Origin of the sequence: Neptunicella marina (genome assembly GCF_014270035.1) — a bacterium.
Classification (GTDB): Bacteria; Pseudomonadota; Gammaproteobacteria; order Enterobacterales; family Alteromonadaceae; genus Neptunicella; species Neptunicella marina.
This window is the reverse complement of sequence record NZ_JACNEP010000004.1, coordinates 267,703-281,033: the sequence shown is the minus strand read 5'-3', so window position 1 is coordinate 281,033 and position 13,331 is coordinate 267,703. Positions and strand designations below refer to the sequence as shown.

General features: G+C 43.4%; 5 protein-coding genes. 3 read left to right on the top strand and 2 right to left on the bottom strand.

Annotation, left to right across the window (positions count from 1 at the left end; translation table 11 throughout):
* Positions 1 to 9 precede the first annotated feature (9 nt).
* Together H8B19_RS07215 and pbp4b are read right to left on the bottom strand one after the other, a co-directional pair.
* Entirely contained in the window at positions 10 to 1,572 is a 1,563-nt protein-coding gene (locus H8B19_RS07215) for a serine hydrolase (RefSeq protein WP_241737516.1), read from the bottom strand.
* Between the two features lie 21 nt (positions 1,573 to 1,593).
* The gene (gene pbp4b / locus H8B19_RS07210; protein WP_186506121.1) at positions 1,594 to 4,101 is read right to left on the bottom strand and encodes a penicillin binding protein PBP4B; all 2,508 of its coding nucleotides are present in this window, start codon (positions 4,099 to 4,101) and stop codon (positions 1,594 to 1,596) included.
* 586 nt (positions 4,102 to 4,687) lie between these two features.
* On the opposite strand from pbp4b, the gene H8B19_RS07205 reads away from it, so the two are divergent.
* The 3 genes from H8B19_RS07205 to H8B19_RS07195 all read left to right on the top strand — a co-directional run bounded on the left by H8B19_RS07205 (position 4,688) and on the right by H8B19_RS07195 (position 13,208).
* Complete coding sequence (locus tag H8B19_RS07205) at positions 4,688 to 7,693, top strand: TonB-dependent receptor (RefSeq protein ID WP_186506120.1); 3,006 nt, start codon at positions 4,688 to 4,690, stop codon at positions 7,691 to 7,693.
* A gap of 337 nt (positions 7,694 to 8,030) precedes the next feature.
* A complete protein-coding gene (locus H8B19_RS07200; protein ID WP_186506119.1) occupies positions 8,031 to 10,964 on the top strand; it encodes a TonB-dependent receptor in 2,934 nt (977 codons plus the stop codon).
* Between the two features lie 354 nt (positions 10,965 to 11,318).
* Positions 11,319 to 13,208, top strand: coding sequence for a glycoside hydrolase family 3 protein (locus H8B19_RS07195; RefSeq protein WP_241737515.1), 1,890 nt, complete (start codon positions 11,319 to 11,321; stop codon positions 13,206 to 13,208).
* Positions 13,209 to 13,331: the final 123 nt, after the last annotated feature.

Below are 13,331 nucleotides of genomic sequence, written 5' to 3'. Positions count from 1 at the left end.
TTATGCAGATTACTCAGTGCGCTGGAAGTCGAGGTCCTGAAAATCATAACTAAAATCAATATCTTCGGATTCAGGTAACAGTTTCATTGAATTGAAAACGCCCTCTTCATCGGCAAAAAACGTAGCGATGGCATCGGCTTCCAGACTTCTGTCATACCAGCGAACAACAAACTGGTTGGGCGCAATTGGCGTCATACTGCCCACAAATTTTGGTACGCGTTTGGAACGCATAACCAGAGCATTATTCTCCAGCACAACACTGAATTCGCCTAACCAGTTATCCTGATATCGTCCAGCATATTGTGACAGTTTTGTTTGTTTATCAAGAACATAAACTGTCTTAGTCGACTGCACTGGTTGTTTGTTATCACTTGTTTTAGTTCTGGATTTGGGTAAAAACTCTTTCACCCAGTCATGTTTTTCAACCGGTAAGTATGACTTAAGTACGCTGTACATCAGTGCGTTGCGTGCCCCGCTGGATTGCTGGTTAAGCAATACCACCACACCTAAATCCAGTTCAGGAATAAAACTAACGTAAGAATACATGCCTGCCAGGCTACCTGTATGATGCACTCGCAAATAACCATTCATATCATTTAAACGCCAGCCAAGTGCATAGCTACTAAAATGACTGTTATTCAAGCGCTTATCGCTATCATATAATGGCATGATGGTTTGCGGTGACCACAACATCTGATGTTGTTGTGCTGAAATTAACTGCTTATTATCACCAAACTGCCCTTCATCTAAATGCATTTGCAACCAGAGCAGTATATCGTGCAGGCTACACTTAATACCACCGGCCGCCGAGGCTACAGCAGGTCCCTCTCTTTCAGGACGGTCAATCACCTGTAATTTACCTTCAATCACACCATGCGGTTTAGCAACATCGGCTAATTGCTCTCTGGCGACTTTGCCAGCAAAACAATGTTGCATCCCCAAAGGACGCATAATGCGTTGCTCAACAAAATCTTCCCATTGCATACCTGTGACGGCCGGAACAATTTCGCCAGCAACAATGTAAAGCAGGTTATCGTAAGCATAGTTAGCTCGGAACTCGCCAGCAGGCTGCAAATAACGCAGATTATGGATCACTTCCTGACGACTAAAAGTTGAAGGCTTGGGCCAAATCATCAAATCGCCAGCACCCAGCCCTAATCCACTGCGATGGGTTAACAAATCGATGATATTAAAATGCGCAGTGATCCATGGATCATGCAATTTAAAATCCGGCAGGTATTTTACTACTTTGTCATCCCAACGGATTTTTCCTTCATCCACCAGAATTGCCAACGCAGCGGTAGTAAAAGCTTTTGAGTTTGACGCTATTTTAAACAGGGTGAATTCGTCAACCTTCTCACCGGTTTGAATATTTTTAACACCATAGGATTTGGCTTGTACTACCTTTCCATGCTGCACAATACCAACCACAGCTCCCGGCACCCGATACTCCTCAAGCACGCGCTGAGCAACTTTATCAAGTTGTTTACTGCTTATTGGTTTAGCCGCAACCGTGGGAACACATAGAATTCCGGCGATTATCAACAGTGACTTCATTGTGCATAACTTCATCAGATGATCCCTTTATTTTTGTTATTTTTTATTCAGAACGGCTTCGTAAACCAGTGAAATCACACTACCATATTTACCGGTTTCAAAAGTTTTACCCTTAAACTCAATATGACCTTCTTCATCTTCCTCAATCACTGAATGACGTGCATTAGTCAACAAAATGATTGCCAGATCATGTTCCGGATCCATAACAGTAACCGTACCCGTCCAGCCGGTATGACCAAATGCCAGCGGGCTTGCATAAGGGCCAAAGTGCCACTTTATTTCCCCATTACTGGCACGGCGCCAGCCTAAACCAAAGCTGCCATCCCCATCGTCCGGTTTAACAAACTGATCAAACACGTCCTGATTAAATACTTGTGTCTGACCATATCCACCGCGGTTAAGTAACACTTGTGCCAGTACCGCCATGTCCGATGCTGTGGAGAATAATCCCGCATGGCCTGCTACTCCCCCCAGAGAATAAAAAGCTTTTTCGTCGTGTACTTCACCTTGCAACACGTATTGACGGATATTGGGATAATCTACCCGTCCCCCACGACTGGTGCCATGAATCTCCGTCGCTGCAAATTGTTGTTTGGAATAACCTTTTCTCAGTGGATTAAACAAGGTATGAGTTAATCCAAGAGGCTGATAAATTTCATGCTCAACATATTTATCCAGTCCCATGCCTGTTATACGTTCAACCAGCATGCCAAGCAGCATATAATCAGTATCGCTGTACATGCGTTTGGTATTGCGGCCAACCTGGAAGGGCACTTTAGTCGCCAGTAGTTGCTTGGTACGGGCAGTATTTTGTGAATAAAACCCTTCTCCCAGCGAATTGTCCGGTGTGAAAAAACGAACCTGAGGTGAATAACCGGCATGGTGGGTCAGTAAGTCTTTAACCAAACGGGTTTCACGACCACCACCACGATATTCCGGAATATAATTCATTAAAGGCACATTAACATTCAGTTTGCCTTCACTCATCAGCTTCATCAGCGCCAGATTAGTCGCGAACATCTTGGTATTAGAGGCTAAATCAAACAAAGTGTCTTTTTGCATCGGCACAGGTTGTGATAGTGGCGCACCACCATCAGCAAATTTACGCGCGTAACCGTACGCTGTGTGCTTAAGGATTTTACCGTCTTTCATCACCAGTAAAACCGCACCGGGGAAACCGTCTTCGATATCCTGATTAATTAACTCATCGACTTTTGCGAATTTGCGACGATTCTGATTACTTTTATCTTCCAGCACCGGATAAGGAATGCGAATATCCAGCGATGCGCCTTCTGGCTGAACGTTTTCTACACGTAACGTATTGTCTTCATCCTTAGTACGTTTGCTTAAGCTGTATTGGTAACGCTGATAAGGCTTAAGGGGTAAGTCGATATTCAGTTGCTGACCATTTATATAAATATCAGCAGATGTCGCATCCTTATTATCAATAATAATTTCGCCCCGACCTTTATAGGCTTTAAAAATTCCACGGTCATTTACCAGTTCACGTGTACTGCGCTCATCTTCAGGGAAAGGGAATAACTGGTCGATTTGACCATGTTTCATAGCAATAACCGGCGCTTCCACCACCCGTTTCTCATTTTCATAACGAGCAAGCAAACGTTCAGCTTTTTCCGGGAAATATTTTTCAAGTAAAGCAAACAGCACTGCTGCAGTTTTAGTGGTCGGCTGCCCCGTTACTTGCCATGGCAGAAAATGCGCCTGAAATGCTGACAAAGTATCGATGCTTTGCTGGTCCAGACGAGCGGTTTCGATAATGCCATATCCATAATCAGACAATGCCTTTTGCACTAAGCCTAATCCCGGTTGATATTGATTAAACAAATCCCAGTATTTTTGCAGCGTTTCATCTTCATACCAGGCACCAATACCTTCTTTATATAACTGATACCAGGGAAAACGTGGGCCCGGGTCGTTTTTGCGTGTGGGGGCAATGTCGGCATGCCCGACTACGGCAGTTGGCGTGATATCCGGATTTCTGGCAAGGATTTGCTTAGATAAATTAACTAATAACTCGATCTGTTTGGGATCATAATCGGGGAAGATACACAATCTTGCGGTACTGTTTTCCGCATCCTCATTGATCAGCTCACTTTGATAAGGTGTGGTGCGGTGACATTTAGGCACATTAACAATTTCAATACCGATTGATTGATCATTGATACCATCACGCCCCTGCCAGTGGCTGTACCCCGCATGCCATGCTCTCTCGTTCTCATCCACCAATTGCAATACTTTTAACTCATCATCGGGGTAACTGGGATCAAAACGTTCCGGAATCAAATAATGGGCACTTAACCCACCTTCATCGACCAAGGCTCTAACCGACCTTTCATAATCGATAGCAGTGAAATGCATCACCAAAAACTTAATTCGCTGGCTATAGTTGTGTGATTGCATTTTTTCAATTGGCAAGGTTGCACAACTCAGCAATAAACTAGCGAGCCCACCAACAACACAGTGCTTTAAAGAAAAAGAAGCGAAAAAGGAACGCGTGGAATCGCTATCGAAAAATTTGCCCATTTGGTTGTTACCACTTATAAGAATAATTAATTTTCAACTTTATAACACTAAAGAATAAAAAATCCAAAAGCATACACTTCACTATCATTTTACCTTTCACACTTAACCTTAAGCGCCGGCAGGATGCAACTCGTGCGAACCAGGTTTGCGTCAAATGGAATAATCTGCTCGACAATTTGACATAAATCAAGATAACAAATTTATTCTAATTTCTTCATTTTGGCTTAAAAACGCACAAGCAAAAAAGAACAATATTTAACCGATTGCTTAAGTTAAAAATAGCGGCTTAAATTGCCTGCCCACCTGACCTGGGCGCTAACTAGTGGTTATTTATAAATAATTATTAAGTTAGTGAGCTGTTAATAGTTAATAACCAAAAACTATTTACACCTTAAACTTAAGATAAATTATTACTAACAAATTAACATTTTGGAAAAATATTATTCTTGACGGTATTGATTATTATTTGTTAAATGGTACTGCGGAACAGCACGCAACAAGTTGATTCAAAGTAACTAAGCTTAGGCTTACGCAGTTAACTTTTTACACAAGACTACAAATTATAAAAACGGTAAAGGTGGAACACATGGCTAAACAACCTATCGCGTTCATGAAAAAACGCCTGGTACAGGCGACAAGCGCAGTCTGGCAGGCCCCGGCAAAAGCATTACCGGCAGTAATGTTAGCAGGCGCACTATTAAGCGCTCCCGCAATGGCGCAACAAGCGGGTGGCATTAAAGGTAAAATTACCAGTGCAGAACAAGCACTAAGTGGCGTAACGGTTACAGCAACCAGTAATGTTATGCCAAAACCCCGTACGACAGTGACAAAAGCGGATGGTAGTTATGTTTTGCCACTTTTGTTACCCGGTACCTATGAACTTACATTTACATCTCCAGATGGAACAGTGCGTAAAACAACAGTAACTGTTTTGCTGGATCAAACATCTAATGCAAGCATCGCAATGGATGCAACACCGGCCAGCGACACTGAAATTATTACTATTACTGGCTCGACTATGGTTCGTGAAGGTAATTCTTCACTCACTAATGCAATTAATGAAGATGTTCTGGATAAAGTACCGGTTGGTCAAAGCTACCGTGACCTGTTGAAAATTATTCCAGGTGTTCAGTATTCTGAAAATGCAACACTGGGTCCGTCAGCAGGTGGTTCAGGCCGTGATAACAAATATGGCTTTGATGGCGTTGACGTATCGTTACCTATGTTCGGTAACCTTGCTTCTGAGCCATCAACTCATGATATTGCCAACGTATCGATTGACCGCGGTGGCGCAAAAGCTATTGGTTTTAACCGCTCAGGCGGTTTTGCGATTAACACTACCTCTAAATCCGGTACTAATGAATTCAAAGGTAGCGTTGAATACAAAATTCAGAATAAGAACTTTGTTTCTGATCGTGACGATACCGACGGAACCAAGTACACACTGGATAAAAGTTGGCTAACCGCTAACTTGAGTGGTCCTATTATTGAAGATGAATTATTTTTCTATGGTTCATACTATCGTCCTGAAACCACTCGTGAAAGTAAAGAAACTGCATACGGTCCAGCCAAAGATTACGAAGTTATTCGCGATGAATATTTTGGTAAATTAACCTGGGCTCCAACCTCTGACTTACTATTCAATCTGTCTAAGCGATATTCTGAAAATGAAGGTTCTGGTTTGTCAGTTGGTGCAAACGATGCAGACTCAACTTCTCAGGGTTCGCTGGTTAAGCAGGACATTCTGACCTTTGATGGTTCATACCTGATCGATGATTTTACCACTCTAAGTTTCCAGTACAGTGACTTTAAAAACGAAAATGGTGGTGGCCCGGATACTAACTTTGACAATGTTGTACCTAAACTGGGTGAGTCTCTGAATCTGGATATGCTGGATCAGTTAGGTTTGTTTACAGTACCTAATATTCGTGATGGTGTGGAAGGTTACGACAATGACACCGCACAGTCATTAATCAACAAATATGGTTATGTTGGCGATGATGGCAGTCGCGTCGGTGGCGGCTCCATTGGTGGTGCATCTACATACAATGACCAGAACTTCTACCGCAAAACCCTGCAAATAAAACTGGATCACGAAATGGAATGGGGTGATATGTATCACCAGTTACATTTTGGTATTGAGTGGAAAGAAGGTAAAGAAGTCCTGTCGCGTTCCTCTAACGGCTGGGGTTCAATCACTTATTTAGGTGGTCTGGCTGCCGATGATTTCGATAGTGATGTGCCGGTTTACTATCAGGCTCGTGTAGAACAAATGAGCTTTGTTGATGAAACAGGTTCTGCGATCCCCGCAATTACGTCGACCAGTGAAACCTATAACATTGAAGTGAATGACACCATTGAAGACGGTGACTTCACCTACAACATTGGTTTCTTGTTCAGCCAGGATACCTTGTATGGTCAGGGTCTGAAAAAGAATTCAAATAATGTATCTGGTTATGAATTAGCCCCGGGTCATAAATACGAAATGTATAAGCTGGACTTCCTGGATATGATTCAGCCACGTCTGGGTGTGACCTGGACTTACAATGGTCAGGATACTTTATTCGCCAACTTTGCCAGTTATAACCCTGATACTTCATCACTGGCACGTGCCGCTTCATGGGCACGTAACTTAGCCAGCACACGTCTGGTTTATTTCGATGAGAATGGTGACTTTATCGGTAACACCAACGCCAACGGCTCATCCGGTAAGTTCTTCCAGGACGATCTACAGGCCCGTCGCACCGATGAATTTACGGTTGGTGCCACTAAGGTAATGAGCGATCACTTATTCCTGCGTGGTCATATCCGTCATCGTAAAGCGTTACACCCATGGGAAGACGTGCCAAATGGTGCACGTTTATACGGCGAATATGGGCCGTTTGGTGGTGTGCCGGCGCACATTGCTGAAAAAGGATTATATATTCCTAACTTAGATGAAATGCGTGCCGAAGTGGGCGGTTCATCTTATGTTATTGCCGAGCTGGATGAAGCTTCTAACAAATACTGGGAAGTCAGTATGGAAGCCGAATATTCAACTGATAATATTTATCTGAATGCGTCTTATGTCTGGAGCCATTACTATGGGAATTACGATCAGGACGTAACAAGTGGCTCATCTGATGCCAACCTGTTTGTTGGTTCTTCCAACCTGGGTGATGGTAAAGGCCGTATGCCATGGGATGGAAAATCTGGAAACCTGCATGGTGATGTTCCTCATATCCTTAAAGCCTTTGGTTATTACACCACAGACTGGAATGCGAATATCGGTGCCAACTTTGTATTCCAGTCAGGTAATGTTTGGGAAACATGGGATGGCAGTGTATACGGTTATTCTTCATCAACCATTCGTTATTCAGAACCTGCGGGTAGTCGTCGTGAACCAAGCCACTGGCAACTGGATCTGAACTACGAACAGAAGTTCGAATTAATGGATGATCTGATGCTGACCTTCCGTGCTGACGTCTTCAACCTGTTTGATAATCAGACTGGTTACAACTACGACCCTTATCTATCGAATACAACTTACGGCAAACCACGTAATCTTATTACACCGCGTCGCTTACAGTTGTCGTTCAACGTAGAGTTTTAATCCATTCCTAGTCATTTATGGATTAACCTTAAATCCCCGCCAACTGGCGGGGATTTTTTATCTATCAATAAGTTAGCTTTCCTACGCCGCATCCCCTTTTTAAAATAATAAAACCTAAAATACTGCTTTATTATTAATATTTTATTCTTGACGAATTTTTTATATGCCTATTTAATGAACAAGGCAATGGATTTGTCGGCGGCAGTTCACAAATAACCAAGCTTGCAAACCTTGCTCTAAAACTAAAATCGCCTCAATAAGCGCCATGCTTTGGCGCCAGCGCAAACCTGTAGTAAGTGCGCTATTTATAAGCTCTGCATTAGTATCCAATAGTGTTATGGCACAAGAAGCGAGTGGAAGTATTCGCGGCTCGGTTTCCGCAGCAGGAGCGAGTGCCATTTCAAATGCGTCTATCTCCATTACAAATAAGGATACGGGTGTAACACGCTCTATTCTGGCAAAGAATGATGGCAGCTTCCGTATTCCCAGACTTGCGTTGGGAACATATAGCCTTACAGCACAAAAAGAGGGCTATCAAACAGTAAAACTGGACAATGTCACGGTTAAAATAGGTAATGCGACAACCGTGGATGTGACCTTAACCGCTGGCGATGTTGAAGTTATCTCTGTCAGTGGTGCACGCATTTCGATGATAGACACCACTTCCACTGAAAGTGCACTGAATATCAGTGCAATCGAGCTGGAGCGCATCCCGGTAGAACGTAGCCTCAACTCTGTTGCTCTGCTGGCACCGGGCGTTGGCGGAGGTGGTCGTCATGGTGGTGTGTCTTTTGGTGGCTCGTCCTCGGCGGAAAATGCGGTGTTTATCAATGGATTAAATGTAACCGACCCGCAATTCCCAACTGGTTTTTCTTCCGTTCCATTCTCTTTCTATAAAGATTTCCAGGTCAAAACAGGAGGTTATTCTGCTGAATTCGGCCGTACCACCGGTGGTGTATTAAATGCCGCGGTTAAATCGGGAAGTAATGAATTTGATTTTGGTGCAGATGTTTATTACACACCGGGCGCGTTAAAGGCGAAAGGCAGAGTTGCTTACGATAATCAGGGGCGAAAAACCATTGACCGTACCGTAAGCCAGGCTGGTAACGATAGCACCACGGCATCAATTTATGCGTCTGGCGCCATTATCAAAGACAAGCTGTTTTTCTTTGCTTTGTATGAACCCAGACTTTATCAAAACGAATACAGTGGCTCTTCAGAAAAAGTAAGCAGCGAAGCAAACAATGGCTTTTGGGGTGGAAAAATTGACTACTACCTGACAGAAAACCATCGCTTTGAATTTATCGCATTTTCTGATGAAGACGAAACTGTCACAGAAACAATCAATTTAAATGATGGCAGTCTGATTGGTTCAGAAACCTCAAACACCGGTGGTAAAAACTACATAACAACTTATACGGGTTATCTGACCGATAGTTTAACGGTAAAAGCAATGTACGGCGAATTACGTCGTAAGGACTCAAGCAATGATGCTTCCACCCTGGAATGTAATAAGGTTCAGGACGGCACCAAACTCGGCCCAATTTGGAACATTGGTTGCACCACCTCTACCTATGCAGAAGATAAAACCAATGGGCGCGATGCTTATCGTCTGGACGCAGAGTGGCAACTGGATGATCATTTATTGCGCTTTGGGATGGATTACGAAGAGCGCTTTACAGAGCAAAATCGTACCTACTCTGGCCCGACGGCAACTCAATATACAATTTATGACGTCTCGCCAGGCGACTCATTAAATGGTGAAGTTCAAAGTGCCGATTACGACTACTACGTTTTTGCCCGTACGCGTAAAAATATTGGTAACTACAAGACCAAAACCTCTGCTTATTATGTGGAAGATATCTGGTCAATGACAGACACCATGACCCTGACTCTCGGCGCCCGTCTGGATGAATTCGACACCGACGACGTAGGCGGTGTGTCATTTTTGAATGTGGAAAAAATGATCTCTCCCCGTATTGGTTATTCCTGGGATATTAACGGCGATGGTGAATCCAAGTTTTTTGCTAACTTAGGACGTTATTATTACCCCATACCTAATTCACTGGTGGTCAATGAAGGTGGCGGCACCGTTGAAGCAGCAAACTATTTTTATCTGCAAGGGGGTCAGTTAGTAGATGGTGAATGGGTTGGTGGATTTACCGAAGAACAAACTGCCAGTGGATTTACCAACCTGATACCTAATTTGGGTCCGCAAATCGGTAGCAATGTGGAACTTGCCAGTTCGCCGGAACCCGGAGCTGATCAAAGTTATCGTATCGATCAGGATATAGATGCAAGCTATCAGGATGAATTGATCCTTGGTTATGAAACCATGTTGAATGAGGACTGGCGCTTTGGCTCGCGTATGACCTACCGAAAATTTCAGGATGCCATCGAAGACATGAAAGTCTATCACGACTGGGGTGATTGCGATTCTCCAGGCACCTGGCTAATTGGTAATCCGGGTAAAGAAATTACGCTTAACCTCAATTGTAACGGCACACAACAGCTGGTTACGCTCGATTTAGGCAAAACCCAAATTGACGCCGATCATTCAAAAAATAAAACGGGCAAAGATATTGGCAGCCCAACTCCATTCAGAAAATATCTTGGTCTTGATTTTGTATTGGAAAAACAATGGAGAGACGACTGGTCACTTTATGCGTCTTACACCTGGGCACATAGCTGGGGTAACTATGAAGGCGGGTTAAACAGTGATACCTCCAACAATGTTGCTGGCTGGCTTGAATACGGGGATGATCCCATGTATCTGGTAGGCGGTTATGGCAACTTACCCAATGACCGTCGTCATACCTTTAAAATCCGTGGCGCTTACGCAGTAGACGAAAACTGGACGGTATCAGGTTCGTTTTCGGCAACCTCGGGCGCCCCTATTAATGTTCGTGGGGTCGGTAATCCTTATACCACCGATGAGCACTATTATATGAACTGGATTTGTGCGGAAAACTGCTCCGGTGAATATGATGCAGCAGATCGGGTATATAACGCCATTCCGCGGGGCAGCTGGGACAGATACGACTGGCTGGTTAATCTCAATGCCAAAATCAGTTATAAAACCTCCTTTGCGGGCTACGATACCAGGTTCGCGCTGGATGTATTTAATTTGCTAAATAATCAGGCCGTGACACGTATCGACCACTTCCTGACCCAAACTGATAGTGTTGGTGCAGAAAACCCTGGATTTGGTGAAATAAAATCAATACAGGCAACACGCTCAATGCGGTTAAGTGCCAGTGTGCGTTTTTAATTAAACCAGACATCCTGATTTAAAAATCCCCGCATTTAGCGGGGATTTTTTATTTGTATAAAACCAACAAAGTTTACCGTTCTTTTACTGTGACATTGCCAGATATCCATTTTTCCGGCATGTTTTCCCACGCTGTAACATCCCAGCCCAGGTTCTGAGCTGATTGAATAGCATTACACATAGAAGCAACTGCTTTTTGCATATCGCTCGGTGTATAACACTCCCACACAAAGAATATTTAATTCCACATAAAATAATTAATAGTGATATTTTATCCATTACTTTTTAATGCAAATCTGATAGATTGAGTTCATCTTTATGCCCTAAGTCCAATCGTTTGCCTTCGGAGTTTAAATGTATTCTAAATCAGCCAGTTATTTATGCATGGGTGCTGCAACTTTATTACTAAGTGCCTGCGCCAGCAAAACACCACCTGCAGAGGTAAAAGCCGATCCTGTCATTGCCAGAATGGTGGCACAAAAACTGATGCTGGATATACGTTATTTCTGTGATGACGTGCCAGCGGGAAAACGCTGTACATCGCCAGTAACCGAATTACCTGCTGATTTAGCATCGATGATTGCTGACACTGATGTGGGTGGCATTGTTTTATTTGCCAACAATCTGGTTAGTACCAAACAAATGGTTAAACTCAATCATGATATTCAGCAAGCGTCACTGAGTGCAGGTCATGATCCACTGTTTATTGCGGTTGATCAGGAAGGCGGACGGGTTGTACGTATTCCTCATCATCTGGGCACGTCTTTCAGCGGCAATATGGCGATTGGCGCCACAGCTAAAAACAGCGGAACACAATTTGCCCTGCAAAGTGGTGAGATTATTGCCAAAGAGTTGTTGTCAGTAGGTTTTAATGTCAATTTCGCGCCGACAGTTGATGTTAATGTTAACCCACTTAATCCGGTGATTAACGTGCGTTCCTTTGGTGAAGACGCCGATCAGGTAGCCAAATTAGGTTTAGCGCAAATGAACGCGATGCAGCAACAAGGCATTATTTCTTCGCTTAAACACTTTCCGGGACACGGCGATACCAGTGTCGACAGCCATACCGGCTTACCACGAGTAGATCATGACCGCAGCACCATCAATAATACAGATTTAAAACCGTTTAAATATGCCATTGATAACAGCAATCCTGGCATGATCATGACTGCCCATATTCAGTATCCACAATTGGATAACAGCGAATTTATCGCCAAAGATGGCAGTAAAACCATCTTACCCGCCACCATGTCACGTAAGATTTTGACCGACCTTTTGCGCACAGAAATGGGGTTTAAAGGTGTTATTGTTACCGATGCGTTAAATATGGCGGGTATTGCGCATTATTTTGATCCTACAGCTGCGGTTATTCAAACCTTTAAAGCAGGTTCGGATATTGCCCTGATGCCAATGCCTATCCGCTCACCTGCGGATATTCCGAGAATTAAACAGCTGATCAACGATGTTGCTATAGCCGTGCAGCAAGGTGAAATTTCACTGGACGAACTAACACAGTCAGTTGAACGGTTAAAAACACTGAAACAACAATATGCCCTGAATAAACGTGTCATCGATAATGTTGAAGAAGCCACCCAAATTGCCAGCAAAGTCTTAGGTGCGCCACAACACAAAAAAATTGAACAAAAACTGGCTAACCATGCAGTAGTAGACATTGCCAATAACGGCGTATATCCAATCAAAGATTCGGTAAAAAAACTGCACCTGCTAATGCCGGATCAGACCAAATGTATGGCCATGACGTTTGCGCTTAAAAATCGTCATTCCGCGTTTAATATCAGTTGTACCAGTCTGGCCGGTAAAAATACCGATTTAACTAAAGCACAACAACAAATCAAACAGGCTGATTTAGTTATTTCAGCCGATATTACGCCTCAGCAAAGCATGGCGGAAATGGGTGGAATGGATGATATTGCCCAGTGGCGCGATCGTCTGGATAAAACGCAGCAAATTAATACGCTGCTGGCGCTGATGAAGTTTGCTAAACAACAAAATAAAGCCAGCATTTTTATCAGTTTGCGCACACCTTACAATGTACCGCAGTTTGCGCCATATTCTGACGCAGTGTTAGCCACCTTCGCACACAATACCGCTAAACATGAATATGTTGACGACTATGGCCGCTTAATCACTGAATTTAGTGGCCCAATGTTTAATGCTGTAGCAGATATTCTAACCGGCAGGCTGGAAGCTAAAGGCAGTTTGCCTGTTAGTATTGAGCAGTAAAATAAGAGAGCGTGTTGATCTTTGCTGTATATTTTTGCAACGAGTTGCGCGGTATTTAAACCATGAAGCATGAATGTGGTGTAGTTGTTCTACATAAATGAGTGCTGAAGCAGTAGAAATGCC